This is a genomic window from Paenibacillus sp. FSL P4-0113, from assembly GCF_038009305.1.
Classification (GTDB): Bacteria; Bacillota; Bacilli; order Paenibacillales; family Paenibacillaceae; genus Paenibacillus; species Paenibacillus polymyxa_D.
Genome location: NZ_JBBPAZ010000001.1, coordinates 862,304 through 880,978, shown reverse-complemented (window position 1 = coordinate 880,978; position 18,675 = coordinate 862,304). Strand labels below are relative to the sequence as shown.

Genomic DNA, 18,675 nt, shown 5'->3' with positions numbered 1-18,675 from the left:
TGAAATCAAGAGGCTAAGTTTTTAGGTTGACTTTAATGACCTGTAGACTTAGCCTCTTTCCAGTCTAATCAAAAATTTCAAGAAAGTAGAACCTACGTCCTATTGGAATTATTTTCATGTTTCTGTATTACCAGAATTGTAATCATTTGTTTAAGCGCTTTAATTATGGAATGAACTTGAAGTATTTGTGAAAACAAAGGGGGGAAATAGTGCTGATAAATGTTGAAAATGAGCAACACAGGAAAATATCAGAAGAAAAATACAAGGAGGTTTGAAAATGACTAGCAAAAAGTTTTCTTTTAAAGCCACATCACTTTTGGTAGTTTTAGCAGTATTCTTATCCACCTTTTGCGCAGTCTTGCCGGTGAGCGCAGCCGCTAGGGGAGCATGGGCACCAAATACTGCCTATGCAGTAAATGATACAGTAACATATAGTGGAAGTACTTATACCTGTCGTCAGGCACATACTTCCCTCGTAGGTTGGGAACCACCTATTGTTCCTGCTTTATGGGAGAAAGGCGGCAGCGGAACTACGCCACCTACAACACCGCCAACAACGCCACCAACAGGTCCTTCAGTAACAAAGCCTTCCGAAGTTCCAAGCCACATATGGACATACACAATGAATGCGGGCGATAAATTCGGTAAAGGCGGAGATTTTGCTTTATTGCTGAGTGCTGTGATCAAAAAGGAAAGCAGCTTTGGAGCAGGCTTACCAGGCAGTCCATCAGCCGGCGACGGATTGATGCAGGTAGAACCAAACACACGTAATGCTTATTTATCTCAATTCAGTTCAAAATTTGTCCCTGCTTATAATCACGGCAGTGAACAAGATCAGGTATACTTGGGCGCCCTGATTTTAAATGAAAAGATTATTAAATTCGGCAATATATATAACGGCTTATTACACTATAACGGAGGAGATTACTGGTATCCGGGAGCTACAGATTCTTATGGCCGTCCTATTCTGGCCAATCAATATGCAGATGCAGTTTACTCTACTTATAAGGGCTATGGCGGTAAGAACTAAGGTGGATTTTAAAAAAAGATAAGCAAAATCGGGCTGAAAAATGCGTTTTTTCAGCCCGATTTTTTTAGGGCCTGTACGCAAACTGTACAACTCGTAGAAATCTAGTAAAATAAGGCACATGAGACGAAGATACGAGTTAACGGATGAAGAATGGAATATAGTTGACCCCCTGTTGCCCCCAGCCCGAAAAAAACAGGGAGGACGTCCGCCCAAGGATCGGCGCCAGATGCTCAATGCCGTGCTTTGGGTTGCTCGAACGGGCACGCCATGGCGGGATTTACCGAGTTACTATGGCCCTTGGTCTTCAGCCTACAGCTTTTTCTGGCGGCTACAAAAAGCGAATATTTGGGGTGAAATACTGAAGCATGTCGCCATCGAGCCGGATTGGGAGCAGGTCATGGTCGATGCCACCATCGTCCGCGTCCATCAACATGGAGCGGGCGCAAAAGGGGGCAGGACCGGCAAGCAATCGGACGTTCGCGCGGAGGATTAACTACCAAAATTCATGCGATGGTGGATGCGCTCGGCTATCCGCTGCGTTTCGAATTGACGCCAGGACAAGACCACGATTCTGTCATCGGCTATCGCCTTCTTCATGAACTGGACTTCTGCCCGGGCGAAGTGTTGGCTGATCGCGCCTACGATACCAATGCCATTCTGGAGCTTTTGCAAAGCCGAGCGATCACTCCGGTTATCCCAAGCAAACGCAATCGGCGGGTAAAGCGCCCGTTAGATTCTGAAACGTATAAAGAGCGACACTTAATTGAATGCTTTTTCAACAAAGTAAAAAACTATCGACGCTTGGCCACTCGCTATGAAAAAACAGCGCACATGTTCATGGCTTTTTTGACGCTGCTTTCAATTCGTTTATGGCTCAAATAGGTTTGCGTACAGGCCCTAGAGAATTGTACAATTAAATTTTTGAATAAGAACAAAGAGAAGGTTCTAAAACAGGCATTCTCTCTAAAAAATATGTACAATATACTATTTGTGAAAAGTTATGTAGATACTCGAGCATTTGAAGTCCAAAGAAGAAGCGGTTATTATCAACACGACTTCGTCACTTGGATTCGTGCCACTGGCGGGTGCTGCTGTTTATAGTGCGACGAAAGCAGCGCTCCATTCCTATACGCTATCCCAACGGTACATGCTTAAAGACACATCGGTGAAAATCCTGGAAATTGCGCCGCCAGGGGTTCAAACGTATTTCAATAACGATCCGAGCTCTATGCTACTAGCATCATTCATTGATGAAACGATGAAGGTACTTGGTACGGATGCGGACGAGGTTCTAGTGGAAGAAGCGAAAGTATTTCGAAACAACCCGGGCCCGAACGAAGGTATTTTTGTGAACCAGTTAAACAATATGATGTTTGAGCCGCCAAAGGGTCATTAATCCGTTTAATACTTAGCGTATATTTTCGTTAATTATCTCAACTCGCTTTTAGAAAATCCTTGATTATCAAGGGCGTGTACATCGAAGACATGTAAACAACGTATTCGCCTTGACAATGAGCCTCGCGGCATCGGAGTCTAAACACGTGCGCCGATGCCCATAGGACACGGTTTACCTAGGGCTTGCTGAACGAATCAAAACTCCAACAGGCACAAGGGTTTAGGGCCTCTTATGTCGAAGGAAAACGGGGCAGCCCCGTGAAAAACCGTGCACTTGGAGGCGTCAGGATTGTATCAGCGAACCGAGAACCAGATGAACCTGCCCGTCGACTTTTTTCTGCCGTTCGGCGGAAAGCTCGCAGAAGATAACCGCTGGGTGCTGCTGGCCCAGATGATTCCGTGGTGGATGCTCGAAGAGAAGTATGCGAAAAACTTCAAGAAAAGCCTCAAGGGCCAAAAAGCCGTTTCGATCCGTATCGCGCTCGGCGCACTCATCATCCAGGAGCGGCTTGGCACCGATGATCGGGAGACACTTCGTCAGATTCTGGAGAACCCGTATCTGCAGTACTTCCTCAGTCTGCCGGAATATCGGTACCGCCGCCCGTTTCATCATTCTCTCATGACGCATTTCCGCAAGCGATTGGGTGGCGAAATTCTGGATGAAGTGAATGAATGGATCGCTCTGGAAGAAGCGCGCAAGTGTCAGATGATTCATCGGACGACGATGAACCTGGCAGCGGAACTGACGCAGCGTCCGGTAAGCCTTCAGAAACGCAGCCACAGCAGATGGAACTGACGAACGAGGGCGAACTGCTGCTGGACGCTACCTGCGCGCCGGCGGATATCGCCTACCCGACGGATTTGTCGTTACTGAATCAGGCCAGAGAAAAGCTGGAGAAGATCATCGACATCCTGCACGAACCGGAACGTGGAAAGACCCGCAAGCCCAGAACATACCGAGAGCGTGCCCGCAAAGCCTATCTGGCGGTTGCCAAGCAGCGGCGCGTGAAGCCGCGCGCGATACGAAAAGCGATCGGCAAGCAGCTCAGGTTCGTTTCCCGTGATCTACGCATGATCGCCGAACTCGCCGATATGACGAGCGGCCTGCCGCGGCGTTTGTACAAGGAACTGCTGGTCATTCAAGAGCTTTATCGTCAGCAGCAAACGATGTATGACAAGCGGACACACAGCATATCGGATCGGATTGTCAGTATCGCACAGCCACATGTCAGACCGATCGTGCGCGGCAAAGCCAGGGCAAACGTCGAGTTCGGAGAGAAGCTGGCGATTAGCGTGGTGAACGGCTACGCTTTCCGCGAGCATCTGTCGTGGGATAGCTACAACGAAGGGCAGACATTGCAGGACGCCGTAGAGCGTTACCGCGCCAGATTTGGTTATTATCCCAAAGCGGTGCTGGCCGACCAGATCTATCGAACCCGCGACAACTTGCGCTTCTGCAAAGAGGGAATTCGCTTAAGCGGACCGCAGTTGGGTCGTCCGTCAGCCGATCAGCAGGAGAAAAAGAAAATCGCCAAGACGGATGCAGCCGCACGCAATGCGGTGGAAGGCAAATTCGGCGAAGGCAAGCGCAGTTATGGGTTTGGCCGTATTCGAGCACACCTTCAGACGACGAGCGAGACCGTGATCGGGCTGCAACTGCTGGTGATGAACCTCGAAAAGAGACTTCGGGTTCTCTTTTTGTCTATTTTGCAATGGCTGTGGTTGAGACTCGCGGTCCGCTTGCTCGTTCCACTGTAAAATGTGACCCGTTCAGCAAGCCCTACCTAGCAAGGTTATCCGATGCCTCTCATTGTAAAGGCACCACTACGCTGAATACGTTGTTTACAGAGTTAAGATATCCCGTAAACAAAGTAACATTATCGGTGAAATTCGTTACTTTGTTTACTATTAATAGCATGGTTTAAGCTAGTCAAGATAAAGTTAAAATGTTGGCGGATCGCCAATAGGACTAATGACAAATTGAAGGTGAAATTGCATATCGACAGCGGACACGATGCCGGGGCGATGTGGTTTGCGTACTCGACCGTCTATTCTTCACCGGACGGAAGCGGCTGGTATTCGCTCGTTATCATTGAAAAAAATGGTTCTTTTTTCAATGCGCCACACGGAGCAAAAGCCAGTGCAACGATCTACAGTGTCATTGAAACAGCGAAGAAAAACGGGCTAAATCCTTTCAAGTATTTGACGGACCTGCTCGAACAACTTCCGCAGCTTGCGAATCCGAAAGATCCGGTTGAGCTAGACGAATTGTTGCCATGGTCGCCTTCGCTCCCACTGACGTGCCGCCTATTTCAATCAAACTAAGACTAACAGGCCCTCATTTTGGGAACAAGGTGGGGGCTATTTTGCGCTTACACAACTGCTGGTGATGAACCTGAAAAGAGACTTCGGGGTCTCTTTTTGCCTCTTTTGCAATGGTTTTTGTCAAGGCTCGCCGTTCATTTGCTCGTAACATCGTAAAACATGATCCGCTAAGAAAGCCCTAATTATCAAGATTCAATGTGATGTCTGAAAAGAAAATTGAATTTACCTAAGAATGGATATAAAAAAAGAGGGAGTGAAGCCCAGCAACTATTTCATACCACTTATTATCATTTTGCTGTATATAATTCTAAGTCATGAAATTGAACCGATTTGCTGATATAATCAATTTATAGTTCTCTCAGAAAGGTCCGTGACATATTGAAACTTATTATTGCGGAAAAACCGGATCAAGGGGCGAAGTTGGCTTCACCTTTTAAACATAAAAAACAACAAGGGTATATTGAAATCTCACCGAACGATACATTTCCAAAAGGAGCCCTAGTGACTTGGGCTGTTGGTCATGTTTGCGAATTGGTGCCTCCAGAGGAATACGATCCTAGTCTTAAGAAGTGGAGTCTAGACACTTTGCCGATATTACCCGAAAAATTTAGACATCGCGTTTCTCCTTCTAAAGCCAAGCAATTTCAAGTGATTAAATCCCTTTTAATGCGTCCAGATATCAAAGAAATCGTCCATGCCGGGGATGCCGGGAGGGAAGGAGAGTACATAGTCCGCATAGCGGTTCAGCTTGTTGGAGTGAACAAACCTATGAAACGGCTATGGATATCATCGTTAACACCCAAAGCCGTCGAACAAGGTTTTATGAATTTGAAAGGTGAAGAGGATACCCGGTCCTTATATTATGAAGCCGTTAGCCGTTCTTGCGCTGATTGGCTCGTAGGAATGAATGGTTCACGGGTATATTCACTTCTGTTCCAGCGTAGAGGAATTAGAGAAGTATTCTCAACTGGGCGTGTACAAAGTCCGACATTGGCGCTAATCGTAGCACGCGAGAAAGAAATTCAGAATTTCAAACCGGAACCGTTCTGGGAATTAAAAGCCAAATTCCTAATAAATGATACTGTCTATGAAGGCACATGGTTTCGGGAGGAGCAAACACGGTTTGCAAGTCGGGATGAAGCGGAGTCCGTCAAAAGAAACTGTGAAAATAAGCCGGCATCAGTCAATGAAATTGAGAGAGAGCGAAAAGAATTTCAACCGCCACAGCTCTTTAACTTATCTTCATTGCAAGCAGTTGCCAATCAAATTTATAAATATTCGCCTCAAAATTGTTTAAATGCGCTGCAGCAGCTTTATCTGGAAGGATACATTTCCTATCCGAGATCGGATTCGGCTTATGTAACACCTGAAGAAGCCAGGCAATTTCCTGAGATTCTTTCAAAGTTAAGTCGTCAAGAATCATTCAAGGATTTCTTTCCTTTGCCCATACAATCTATTGCCAATAATAAGAGATTTGTCAATGCGGCAAAAGTAAGTGATCACTATGCGATCATTCCAACAGAAGTGATCCCCCAAATCGGACGATTGAAACCAGAAGAGCGTAATTTATACGAGCTGATTGTCAAGAGGCTGATAGCTGCGCATTATGATAAGGCTATTATTGATTATTCGCGCTTAATTACAGTCGTAGGTGATCAAGAAACATTTCTCACCAAAGGAAGACTTATTGTGCAGGAAGGTTGGCGAAAAGTTCTGTATGATTCTGATTCTCAGGAAGAATCCGAACCAGATGTATTACCTCCATTGGAGCAAGGCGACTCAGGAACAGTTGAAGAATTACTTGTAAAAGAAGGAAAAACTCAGGCTCCAAAGCGATACACCGAAGGGCAATTGATTACTTTAATGAAGACGGCTGGAAAGCATCTTGAAGACGCAGAGTTAGAGAAAATTCTTAAAAAAACAGAAGGATTGGGCACGGAGGCCACGCGTGCCGGTATCATCTCAGTTCTTAAAGACCGCAAGTATATTGAGGTAAAGAAAAACATGGTTTATGCTACAAGCAAGGGGATTATATTGATCGATGCTTTAGGCGACAGCATATTAGCATCCGCAGAAATGACAGCCAAGTGGGAACAACGACTTCATGATGTCGGGCAAGGCAATGCGTCCCCGCAATCGTTTATGGAGCAGGCTAAAAGATTGTCGCAAAAAATTGTCGATGATGCAATTCGAAACTCGATGACTTGGACTTTTACAGCAAAAAGTATGGAGAGTAAAGAGCAGACTGAAAAAGCGGATAAGGTTTCTGGAGGTTTAGGTCTTGGTCCGTGTCCGAAATGCAAAGAGGATGTTATAGATAAAGGGGCGGCTTATAGTTGCTCGGCAAGGCCGCGATGCGATTTTTCATTTTCTAAAAAAGTATTGGGTAAAACCATAACAGAAACGCAGATCAAGAGGTTTTTGGGGAAAGGGAGGACAAACCTTATTAAGGGATTCAAAAAAGGTGACAAAACTTTCGAGGCCGCACTTGTCTGGAAAAAGGAAGAAGGTAGGGTCGGTTTTGAATTTAAACCGAAGTAAGGATATTATCTTGACAAGACTAGGTAAAATAATTAAATTAAACGTATGACTATGAATCATTATGCGAGATGTGACAAGAGTTGCATCGAGCTCTAGCCAGGCGGCAAAAGAGCACTTGTAAGATTTCATTACAGGATTCAATCGAGTCCCGTATGATTTCTTTTAAGTTGCTCTTTTTTTATTGAAAAGCGTGCGTCATTATGACTCAAGTACTACAACTCAAAATGTATAAATATGCATTTGATTCTATGTATCCTTTAACTGGTTTAATCCAGCTCTCTAAAAGACGAAAAAATCCCTATGCGAGGAGTGAAGTTATGAAATTATTAGATGTCGTTGGATTAAACGGAGTAGGACATATAAAAGGTTTTTTCACAACATGCATATGCGAACTTTCCATTAGGGAACATATTTTTGCGTTGATCCAACAGCAATTAAAGTTGCGTCAGCCAGTTAAGCGACTGTGGATTTCAGACTTGACAGCGGAAAGTATTGCGACAGGCTTTGAACGATTGCGAGATGCTTCGGAGTTTGAATTTCTGACTCAAGCTGCGCGGGCACGAAGTGAAGCGGACTGGCTGATCGGCATGAACGCTTCCAGAGCGTTCACAACACGACATAACACACTGCTGTCGGTAGGACGGGTGCAGACTCCCGTGCTGGCACTGATTCATGACCGGGAAAAAGAAATTGAGGCATTTCAGTCTCAAACCTTCTATGACGTGTGGGCAGAATTTAAGCAAGATCAGATCAAGTACAAAGGTGCGTGGCAGGGGGATAGGCTGACGAAGCCAGAGGAAGCTGAGGAAATCGCTGCGGCTGTTCGCGGAAAAATAGGTAAAATCACCAAATATGACACCAAGCAGACAAAAGAGTATCCTTTTAAATTGTACGATTTAACGCTGCTTCAACGAGAGGCGAATGCCAAGTACGGTTATTCGGCCAAAAAAACACTGGATGTGGCACAAGCGCTTTATGAGCGCCACAAGGTCATTTCCTATCCGCGTACCAATTCTAACTATGTGACAGAGCAAAATATAGACGGCATGCACAAGGCACTACGGATGCTGGGCACAGGTCCTTATGCTGATCTGGTCCAACAAGCCAACCCCAATTTGGTTCATAAACAGAATAAATCGGTCTGCAATCCATCTCGTGTTGAGGATCACCATGCTATTTTGCCGACATTAAAAAGGCCAGGAACACTAAGCAAAGAAGAGCAAAATGTATATGACCTGGTTATTCGCAGGTTTTTGTCGCATTTTTTTCCGCCTGCTGAATACAAAATGCATACCGTAATGACACAGGTGGACAAGCATCTGTTTAAAACAAATATTAAAGAGCTTCTTTCCTTGGGGTGGAAAGTAGTTTTAAGTAAGGTTGATCAGGATAAAGGTAAAAAGAGCAAATCACCGAAAAAAGAAGATGAAGAGGAAACGGACGAGTGGACGGACAAGAAGTTTGAGATTGATGCGGGGCGTCCCGTGGATTGTGTTCGCGCCGAGATGAAAGAAAAGGCAACTCAGCCCCCTAAAAGCTACACGGAGGGTACATTGCTTAAGGCGATGGAAAGCGCGGGTAAACAGATGGAGAATGAGGAATTGCGTGAGGTCATGAAGGATGCCGGTTTAGGCACACCTGCGACGCGGGCCGCCACAATTGAACGATTGAAAAAGGTTGGCTATATTGAAATGAAGGGTAAAAAGATTCTTATTACGGAAAAAGGAAAGATGGCTATTGACCTGATCCGTCATGCTGGGGTTGATCTATTAGCCTCCCCGGAGATGACAGGTCAATGGGAACGTCGCCTACATCAAATTTCCAAGGGTGAGGCGGCTCAAGAGAAGTTTATGGAGAACGTTAAAAGATTTACGTTGTCCATCATTGATAAGGTGAGGCAGCAGCCGCCGGCTCCGGCAAATGCCTTTGGTGAGGAAGCAAGGGGGAAGCGTGCGGTTGGAAAAGAAGGCGCAAGTAGTGCGCGTGCGAGCGGACGCACCGCCGCCAAAGGGGTGGGGCGTGCTACATCAGGACGCGGTGGCAGCGCTGGAAGCGCAACGCTAGAGCAAGCAGCACCACCAGCACGCAGCTCTTCCGACGGATCCTCAGGCATTTCAGGAAGCCAAAGGCAAGCTTTAGGTAGCTGTCCACGCTCTAATTGCGGCGGAAGCATTATTGAAGGGCGTAAAGGGTATGGGTGCAGCCACTACAAGCAGGGTTGTGGCTTTGTCGTCTGGAAGGAATATGCTGGAAAGCAGATTACCGAAACGATGCTCAAGTCCTTGTTGACGAGGGGACAGACGCAATTGTTGTCTTTTAAGCGTAAAGATGGATCGACCGTCAAAGCGCGAATTGTTCTGAATGAACCTGGTACAGGACAACTTAGCGTTCGAGAGGAATCCTGAGACAGGGTTTAGACCAATACAAAAAAGGACCCTATCCGAGGGTCCTTTTTTGTTGGTGCAATTGTATGCTTTCGTGGATAACCCGTGGTACTTCCGTTAGCTTCTGTATCGTATACATCACGGAGTTCACGTTTTTTTGCAGTTCAACCATATTGTAAATCCATTCCTTAGGCTGCTTGAGATATACAGCATGAATACCTGCGGCAAGGGCTGGAGAAACATCAGTGCGCAGAGAATTCCCGATCATCCAGGTGATGCTTCGGTCCAAGCGATTCATCTGGATGATTTCTTCTAGGGCTTCGACATTTTTATGCTGGCGAATGTAGATGCGGTCATCAAAGTAGGTAGCCAGTTTCATTTGTTCAATCTTTCTTTCTTGAATGATCTGCTCACCGCCAGTATACAGATGGAGGGAATGCCCTGCTTTTTGGAGGGAGTTCAGCGTTTCGACCATGCCTGGATATGGTTCGATTTCCTGTTCGTACACACTTCGGCCAAGAGAGCGAAGCTCCTGCTCTTCCCGAGAATCGAGACGGCGTCCGAATTGTTCCGAGAAAAATTGGTACGTATCTATCAAAGATTGTGGGAAATGCTCGCTGGCAAAGCCTACTTGATGAACTCCAGCCACATCAATTTCGATTTGTTTTTCACGAATCGTATTTTTCGTTAGGTTATGATTTGCAAACCATTCCTGAAGCAAATCGAAAAAGTGGTTGAGGATCAGGTCAAAATACTTGTTGCAGTGGACTAAGGTGTCATCAAGATCAAATAAAATGTGCTGCTTCGGATACGACACGATGCATACTCCTTCCAAGCCAAAGCTTTAACGCTGCTTCGGTTATAACTAAAAGTACAATTCAAATTACAATCCAATATAGGATTCCAAAAATACTTGTAAATCAGCCGCGCCATCGGGACGGATGCTGAATTTTTCCTTATGATAACGTCCGATGTGAATACGAAGCAGACCAGCCACTCGTAAAATCATCATATCAGACATGAGTGTATCTTCCAAACGGCTCAAATCATGGCGCATATCTTCGAGAGACTTAGGACCTTGAGCTACATAACGCAGAATTCGTAGCCGCTGCGGATCATTAACCGCACGAGTGAGCCGTAGCAGAAGCGTAGGCGGTTCTTCCTCGCTCTCCTCGGGGATATCTACTGGATACTGGATCAGCAGTGTGCGGGTATAAAAACAGTATGAATTAATCGGGCGATTATGGACAACTGGAAATAGGACTACTGTATCCAGGTCTTCCATGTGTGGCACGACTAGTCCAGCTGTCGCATATTCAACCAGTGCTTCCGGTTCCATTTTACTCAGCAGCATGCGCTTTTCCGCAGCGTCTTCTTCTGCCAACACACGCAGTTCGCCTTCCAGGGCCCGAAAATAATCACGATCCCACAATTTGAGGAGTGGTGCGTATACCTTACGAATGCGTAAAGATTCTTCAAAGGTTAAAAAAGGGATATGCGGAACGAGCAACTCAAACATATCTTTATCCGGACCGTGGTCCAAATAAGAGATATAATCAGATATTTCATCTGATTCCGGACGAAGTAACGCCCAAGCATAGAGTGCGTCATAATCGCTAAAAGGGCAATCCTGAGCTGTAGCCAGCTCAGTACGAACTTCATGTTGTAGTCGTGCATCTACCTTGTCGATCCATTCATGGCCCAAGTCCATATCTTGAACCCACTTTTTAGTCACATAGGCCATGAAGCTGCCGAGCAATTCATAAATTGGAGAAGTGTCTATTTTAATTTGATAACTCATGGAACCCAATGCCTCCTATTCTGTCTTCTAGCCCAGAGCGGTGAACGTAATTAAGCCCGTCCATAAGCAAAACATGAGCATTTTAATGATTGCTCACTTATTTATTATGGCTTGTTCTGCCAGGGATTGTCCACTATAATATGAAATAGTGCGTTGTGACGTGAATGGGTTCGGATTGAACATACGAGGCTCCTTAACCGAAGGAGTCGGATACATACCAGACAAGCTCTTTCCGTAAAATCGTCATCTCAGATGGCGATTTTTTTCTTCTATTCTTTAATACACTAATTACACCTGAATTTGTATATGTGATTTGCCGGTTTTGCAGGACGGCATGGAATACATAGTGATAAGAATTATTATTGATTATGGAATCAAATGCAAATCATTTCTTAACATTGATTTTAATTATTTTATTTGTTCGATCAGGAGGAGCTAGGATGTCGTCGTCGTTACGGGTTCATTATTTTATTTTAATTGCTGTTATTATTGTTGCCGGATTATGCCAAGGTTTATTATTACCTATTCTGTCAATCTCGTTGGAACAAATGGGAGTTTCATCTTCACTAAATGGAATGAATGCGGCTGCTCTGTATATTGGTTCATTTGCAATGACGTTGGTGGCAGAACGGACATTGGGCTGGTTAGGGTTTAAAAAGCTGATGGCCGGTGGGCTTGTGCTAGTGCTCATTACGCTGCTGCTGTTTCCGCTAATCCCTGATATTCGAGTATGGTTCATACTGCGTCTGCTAGTAGGTATTGGAGACAGTGCATTGCACTACTCTGCGCAGCTATGGATATTGCTGGTGACTCCAGCAGAGAAGCGAGGCCGCAACATTTCCTTTTATGGTATGTCATATGGTCTGGGTTTTGCGTTAGGACCATTGGGATTATGGCTACTTGATTATGGAATGCTGGTTCCATTTGCTGCGTTGGCCTTATTGTGCTTGCTTGTTTTGCTGTTGGTGTTAATTAAGCTGCCGGACTCCAGACCAGAGAAGCTGGAGTCCGAGGCGCGTCCCACTCAAAGATTTCGTCGCAGTTACAGCTGGGCATGGTACGCTCTTTTGCCTGCATTTCTATACGGCTATATGGAAGCGAGCCTGAACAGTAACTTTCCAGTCTATGGCCTGCGTATTGGCTTTCATACCGATGAAATCGCCGCCTTGCTGCCGTTCGTCAGTTTGGGAGGGTTAGTGCTGCAGCTGCCGCTAGGGATATTGAGTGACCGTTGGGGACGTAAAAAGGTGCTAATGAGCGTAGGCATAGCAGGGGGAATGACCTTTATGTTGCTACCATGGAGCGGCAATCATTTTATGTTCACTTTGATATTGCTGACCCTAGCAGGTGGTTTAGTAGGCTCCTTTTTCTCTCTCGGTTTGGCCTACGCCGCTGATCTGTTGCCCAAATCATTTTTAGCAGCCGCGAATGTACTGGCATCCTTTCATTTTAATCTGGGAAGTGTGATCGGACCTAATATTAGCGGAGGGTTGCTGGACTTTGGAACTCAAGGCAGCATGTTTCTTGTCCTTGGTGGTAGTTACATTGTTTTCGGATTGTTAGGTTTGTTTTCCAGAAAAAGAGTAACGGCGGTTTAAAACTGCGGTTTGCATGGTATTTGTTTCACATTTACTATAAAATATAAACAGTATTGATGGTGCGCAAAGGGGAATCACTTAGATGATTAAAATTCGGAAGCTGACCAAACAAGTGGGACCTGAACGGACCCAGCTACTTCGAGGAATTGATGCTGAAATTCATCAAGGCGAATTCATAGCCATAGTGGGGCCAAGTGGAAGCGGCAAAACGACGCTGCTTCGCTGTCTTGCTTTACAAGAGCCATGGGATGAAGGCAGTTTAATTGTAGGTGGCAATGATGTGCTGAAATCCGGTTGGACTGGAAAGATGAAAATAAAGCGGGAATGGGCATACCTGGAGCAAAACCCGCATCTAAATATGAATCGAACCGCTCTTAAAAATGTGCTCATTGGCAGATCCGGTCAAACTCCAATGTGGAGAATGGTGACCGGTATGGTGCGTTCCGACGATTATATGGGAGCGATGGACGTACTGGAGGATCTGGGTCTGCTGGATAAGGCGCATGATAAATGCGACAAGCTCAGCGGTGGCGAGCGGCAGCGGGTAGCGACTGCGCGTGCTCTCGTGCACGGAGCTAAAGTTATTTTAGCGGATGAGCCTGTAAATGGACTTGATCCAGCTTCGGCAGCGCATGTATTGGAGACTTTTCGCAAGCTGTGTTCTGACGAGCGGGTGACGATCATGACTGTACTGCCGTTGGAAATGGCTGAACGATTTGCTTCCCGTATATGGGGGTTGAATGATGGTGAATTGGTGTTTGATATTCAGGGGAGACGATTGACACAAGCGGAAAAGAACAAATTGTGAAGGGGACGGCAAGAGAAGTGAAAATAATGCTGTTGAGAATGGTGACTGGCTGCTGTTCCTTGCTGCTCCTTGCTGGATTTTTAAGCGGCTGTAATGTTATTAGCGATCCCATTTCGCTGATGGAGACACCGACGATGTCTGACGAGAAGCAGGAACTGAATGGTGCAGTGAATACGCAACTAGGGGCGGTACAGCCTTTAAGGCCGAATGATCCAGATGACCCGACGCCAATTCGAACGGGTGATTTGAACAATGATGGCACAGACGAAGCAGTGCTCTTTTATGAAACGCCTGATGAGAGCGTAAAAATACATGGTGCCTTGTTTGAAGATCAGGGGGGAACGTGGGTAAAGAAGCTGACGTTTGATGGGGAAGGCACTGTGCTGGAGTCATTTAAGCTCGTGGATTTAACGAATGATGGAACACTCGATATTGTAGCGGGTTTTTCCAGCGGAGATAGTGGCGATGGCGGGGACCAGAAGGGACTCATCGTGTATTCCTATACCGGAGGAACTCTGGAGAAAATATATGCTACAGGTTATACGGACTTCGTCGTAGATGATTTTAAGCATAACAAGATGGACTTAAACGGGGATAAATTGAATGATTTGACGATTATCACGCTGCGACGTAATGAATTCTTTACAGTTAAAACATTCCAATTCAGTGGGGGGACCTTTAAGGAAATCGGATCGTTGGATTTGGACAGTCAGGTCTTAGATGTCTATAATGTCGTTGCTGGCAAGGTAGCCGAGGGTAGGCAGGGGATTATTATAGACACCAAAATTGCTCAGACCACTACCGTTTCCAATGTTATTGTGATGGATCACGGCAAGCTTAGGAAGCTTAATCTTATGGATGTCACCTTCAAGGATGCGACCATCGCCAGTGGTGATGTGGATGGTGACGGTATTCTGGAATTTGGTAATTTGGAGAAGCCTAAAGGTTGGAGTAACAAGCCGCTGGATGAGGTTCCATATTTTGTGTCGTTCTATCAGTGGGACGGGGCGAAAGGAACGATTTTTAAGCAGCAGCAGTATCGTGATTCTAATGAACAGGTCTACTTCAGATTACCGAAAGAGCTGCATGGCAAGGTGACGATTGATCCGAAAGTTTCGAAGAAGGACAGCTATTTGCGCTTTATTTTGGATGATACAGACAAAACGATAGCGGAAATTAAATTTTTCTCGTTGTCACAATGGGAGCGAAACAACGAAGGGTATAGCCAACTGTGGCGAACGAATGCGCAGGTCATTGGCATTAAGCGATCCAGTGAGCTGGAACCGCGTAAAACCATTAAAAACAAGCTGGGGGAAAGGCAGGTAGAGTAGAGTGAGTAAAGTTTTAATCATGGAAGACGAGGAATCCATTCGCAGCTTTATCGTCATTAATTTGAAACGTAACGGTTTTGAGGTGCTGGAGGCGTCGGAAGGGCATGAGGCTCTGAATATTTTGAACACGGTGCGGGATATTGATATTGCACTGCTTGACGTAATGGTACCCGGTATGGATGGTTTTGAAGTCTGTCGGAGAATCCGGGAGACGAATGAGCGCATCGGCATTATCTTTCTCACAGCGAAGGTACAGGAGCAGGATAAGGTATATGCCTTGTCTGTAGGGGCCGATGATCATGTGAGCAAGCCTTTTAGCCCGACGGAGCTGATTGCACGTATTCAATCGTTATTGCGTCGGGTGAATGTTCATCGTGAAACAGCAGCCAAAGTGTCCTTCCAGTCTGGACCGTTCACCCTGGATTTGATTGCTAAGCAATTTAAGAAGAACGGGCAGCTGATTGAGCTGACACCGACTGAGTTTTCTCTGATTCAATTTTTTCTGGAAAAAGAGAACACGCCGCTCAGCCGAGATGTTCTACTTGATCACGTATGGGGCAAAGAGTATATGGGCGATCCGAAAATTGTAGATGTGAATATCCGACGTCTTCGGCAGAAAATTGAAAACAATCCATCCGAGCCGGCTTTTTTACAAACAGTTTGGGGACATGGATATAAATGGAAAGGTCAGTCTCAATGATCAAAAAGGGAATTCGCCGACAGATTGTGCTTCACTATTTTTTCGTAGTGTTCTTAGCGCTTCTGTTAGTAGAAGTCATTTTTATGTTTGCACTCCGGTCGTACTATTACGATTCCATTTACAAACATATCGAAAGCCGTATCGAATCGGTAAGTGAATTTGCACCCAAATTTAAAGAGCCGGAACAGTCTTTGCAATCGTATTTGTTAAATACATTTTCTCTGCCCTTTACTGAACTGCAGTTGCTCGATGAACAGGGAAATGTAATTGATAACTCAACGAATTTTGCAGCAGATCTAAGTGTGCAAACAAGTGATGTGACACAAGCATTAGCTGGGGATACGGGCAAATGGATCGGAAAGCAACCGAGCACGGGGCAGCAGGTGATGGCGGTATCTCAAAAACTGGACAATATCGTCGGAGACCAGGTGTACGTTATTCGGTATACAACCTCGCTGGAATTGGTAAATGATAAGCTGTTTACGATTACGCTGTTTTCTCTTGGCATCATGGCAGCTGTACTGGTTATTGTATTTGTGGTCAGTACAGGGCTCGCGAATTCCATTGTTAGACCGATTAATAATATCCGCGATGTATCTGCTCAGATGGCTCAGGGGAGGTTTGATACACGCATTGAAGGCGATTATCGGTATGAGTTGGGTGAACTGGCTTCGACTCTGAACTATATGGCACAGGAAATTGTCAGAACAAATCAAATCAAGGATGATTTTATTTCATCTATATCTCATGAATTGCGTACTCCGCTTACATCTATTAAGGGTTGGAGTGAAACGTTAAATTCTGGCGGCTATGACCCCGAAGAGACGAAAATCGGGATGAAGATTATCTCTAAAGAGACGGATCGGCTGATTGGCTTGGTGGAGGAAATTCTCGATTTTTCCAAGCTGGAGCAAAATGCCATGAAGCTTGTAATGGGAACGGTAGATCTTCGGGAGCTTTTGCAGGAAATTATGCTGAACGTATGGGCCAAAGCAGAAATGAAGCAAATAAAACTTCAGCTTGATTCGGAAGAAGCGGCATATTTCGTCCATGGAGACGGTAACCGTCTAAAACAGGTATTTTTGAACATTGTGGATAATGCTATCAAGTTTTCGCATGAAAGCTCAATTATTTTTCTGTCGCTTCAACGGGTTGATGGCAATATCGAGATATCCGTACAAGATACAGGAATTGGAATTAGTGCTGAAAATCTTGCCAGAGTAAGAGACCGCTTTTTCCAGGTAGACCACCAAAACGGTGGTACTGGACTGGGATTGGCAATCTCACAACAGTTTGTCGAGCGCCATCATGGTCAGATGCTCATCAGAAGTGAACTGGGGGCTGGCACCACTATTACGGTTTCATTACCTGCTCTGCAAGCAGAGCAATCCGTGGAACCACCACAACTCACTGAAGAATAGATTTAAAGCCTACTTATAGGTGCAATTAGAAAAACAGCCAGTCCTCTTAAATCGGGAGGGCTGGCTGTTTTTGATTTGGGGTAACGTTATGAAGTAAAACCTTCGGCACGCAAGCGTGTATTGCGCTCGTAAGCTTCTTTCAGCATACGTGTAGTTTGCGGCCGTACCGCCATTTTACCAAATACCACTTCATTGGGTCCGATGACCATAATTTCGCCCGGACTGCCTTTAATGACAGCACCATCGCGAATCACAGCACCTTCACCGATAATCGCATGTTCAATATGGACGTTACGTCCAATGCGTGTGTCCGGCATAACGATACTTTCTTTGATGGCTGATCCTTTACCTACCTCGACACCACTAAATACAACGGAGCGTTCAATTCGGCCCTCTACTTGACAGGAATCATGCAACAAGCTGCCCAATGGCTGCGTTTGACGGTTAGGTACCTTTTGTGCGCTCAACCTTGTGCGGCGTTCACGTGTATACATCGGCCAATCCTTACGTTGAAGGTCGATCGCACAATTCTCGTGTAACAAATCCATGTGTGAATCCCACAGGCTTTTAACGGTACCTACGTCCTTCCAATAGCCCTGGAATTCATAAACGTACAAGGATTCTTGATCCGCTAACATTTTAGGTATGATATCTTTACCAAAATCATGACTGGATTGAGCATCCTGTGCGTCTTCTAACAGGTAGTTTCTCAAGTAATCCCATTTGAAAAGATAAATACCCATAGAGGCCAAATTACTTTCCGGTTTCTCAGGTTTCTCTGCAAATTCTGTGACACGTAGATCTTCATCCGCACTCATAACACCAAAACGGTGTGCTTCATCCCAAGGTACCTCCATGACAGAAATGGTAGCCGCAGCTCCTTTTTCCTTATGGTGGTTCAGCATTTCGCGATAATTCATATAGTAGATATGATCACCGGATAAAATAAGCACATGCTCCGGATTTTGGCTGTCAATATATTCAATATTCTTATGAATAGCATCTGCCGTTCCTAAGTATTCAGCGTTACCTGTGTTGTAAGATGGAAGCAGGGTAATTCCTTTGTCATCTGTTTTTGTAAGACCCCATGGTGTTCCATCCCCGATATGTTCGTGCAAGGATTCTGCCTCATATTGCGTCAGTACACCTACAGTATCAATGTCTGAATTTACGCAGTTACTGAGAGGAAAATCGATGATTCGGTAATGACCGCCAAAAGGTACGGCGGGTTTTGCAATCGTTGAAGTAAGGGGAGCAAGACGGCGTCCCTCTCCGCCTGCCAGCAGCATGGCAATGCATTCTTTATTAAACATTTCGTTTCCCTCCCGGTTTAGTTGTCAG

The 18,675-nt window shown here is 45.4% G+C and carries 11 protein-coding genes and 4 pseudogenes; 12 read left to right on the top strand and 3 right to left on the bottom strand.

The genetic code is table 11. The features are described 5' to 3' along the window. The first annotated feature begins 277 nt into the window (after positions 1-277). The 7 genes and pseudogenes from MKX46_RS03375 (at position 278) to MKX46_RS03345 (ending at position 9,696) form a co-directional block, all read left to right on the top strand. The gene (locus MKX46_RS03375; RefSeq protein ID WP_029515254.1) at positions 278-1,030 is read left to right on the top strand and encodes a carbohydrate-binding protein; all 753 of its coding nucleotides are present in this window, start codon (positions 278-280) and stop codon (positions 1,028-1,030) included. Positions 1,031-1,178: 148 nt separating this feature from the next. Continuing rightward, positions 1,179-1,909: pseudogene (locus MKX46_RS03370) on the top strand (IS5 family transposase); the annotation flags it as partial. 130 nt (positions 1,910-2,039) lie between these two features. Continuing rightward, positions 2,040-2,426: pseudogene (locus MKX46_RS03365) on the top strand (SDR family NAD(P)-dependent oxidoreductase); the annotation flags it as partial. Between the two features lie 288 nt (positions 2,427-2,714). Then, a pseudogene (locus MKX46_RS03360) lies at positions 2,715-4,183 on the top strand (IS5 family transposase). 327 nt (positions 4,184-4,510) lie between these two features. Beyond that, positions 4,511-4,750, top strand: a pseudogene (locus tag MKX46_RS03355) (transposase domain-containing protein); the annotation flags it as partial. A 378-nt stretch (positions 4,751-5,128) separates the two neighbouring features. After that, positions 5,129-7,291 (top strand): DNA topoisomerase III, encoded by a 2,163-nt coding sequence (locus MKX46_RS03350; RefSeq protein ID WP_340932334.1) that lies wholly within the window; start codon positions 5,129-5,131, stop codon positions 7,289-7,291. A 317-nt stretch (positions 7,292-7,608) separates the two neighbouring features. Further along, positions 7,609-9,696 carry a type IA DNA topoisomerase gene (locus MKX46_RS03345; RefSeq protein WP_341070902.1) on the top strand — a complete coding sequence of 696 codons (2,088 nt, stop codon included), beginning with the start codon at positions 7,609-7,611 and terminating at the stop codon, positions 9,694-9,696. Positions 9,697-9,727: 31 nt separating this feature from the next. Here the strand turns inward: MKX46_RS03345 and MKX46_RS03340 are convergent, their stop codons facing one another. Next, positions 9,728-10,492, bottom strand: a complete 765-nt coding sequence (locus MKX46_RS03340; protein WP_341070901.1) for an HAD family hydrolase — start codon at positions 10,490-10,492, stop codon at positions 9,728-9,730. 66 nt (positions 10,493-10,558) lie between these two features. Further along, positions 10,559-11,476, bottom strand: a complete 918-nt coding sequence (locus MKX46_RS03335; protein WP_023988964.1) for a hypothetical protein — start codon at positions 11,474-11,476, stop codon at positions 10,559-10,561. Positions 11,477-11,916: 440 nt separating this feature from the next. Between MKX46_RS03335 and MKX46_RS03330 the strand changes: the two genes are divergently transcribed. The 5 genes from MKX46_RS03330 to MKX46_RS03310 all read left to right on the top strand — a co-directional run bounded on the left by MKX46_RS03330 (position 11,917) and on the right by MKX46_RS03310 (position 17,334). Beyond that, positions 11,917-13,074: an MFS transporter gene (locus MKX46_RS03330; RefSeq protein WP_069011733.1), complete on the top strand. Its 1,158-nt coding sequence runs from the start codon at positions 11,917-11,919 to the stop codon at positions 13,072-13,074. Positions 13,075-13,156: 82 nt separating this feature from the next. Next, positions 13,157-13,882, top strand: a complete 726-nt coding sequence (locus MKX46_RS03325) for a phosphonate ABC transporter ATP-binding protein (RefSeq protein WP_029517452.1) — start codon at positions 13,157-13,159, stop codon at positions 13,880-13,882. After that, on the top strand, positions 13,879-15,213 hold the full coding sequence (locus MKX46_RS03320; protein WP_322252736.1) for a hypothetical protein: 1,335 nt from the start codon (positions 13,879-13,881) through the stop codon (positions 15,211-15,213). Before MKX46_RS03325 ends, MKX46_RS03320 begins: the two co-directional genes overlap by 4 nt. A gap of 1 nt (position 15,214) precedes the next feature. Next, positions 15,215-15,913 (top strand): response regulator transcription factor, encoded by a 699-nt coding sequence (locus MKX46_RS03315; protein WP_007432526.1) that lies wholly within the window; start codon positions 15,215-15,217, stop codon positions 15,911-15,913. Next, positions 15,910-17,334, top strand: a complete 1,425-nt coding sequence (locus tag MKX46_RS03310) for a sensor histidine kinase (RefSeq protein WP_029517454.1) — start codon at positions 15,910-15,912, stop codon at positions 17,332-17,334. Before MKX46_RS03315 ends, MKX46_RS03310 begins: the two co-directional genes overlap by 4 nt. A gap of 86 nt (positions 17,335-17,420) precedes the next feature. Here the strand turns inward: MKX46_RS03310 and MKX46_RS03305 are convergent, their stop codons facing one another. Next, the gene (locus MKX46_RS03305) at positions 17,421-18,647 is read right to left on the bottom strand and encodes a glucose-1-phosphate adenylyltransferase (RefSeq protein WP_029517455.1); all 1,227 of its coding nucleotides are present in this window, start codon (positions 18,645-18,647) and stop codon (positions 17,421-17,423) included. Positions 18,648-18,675: the final 28 nt, after the last annotated feature.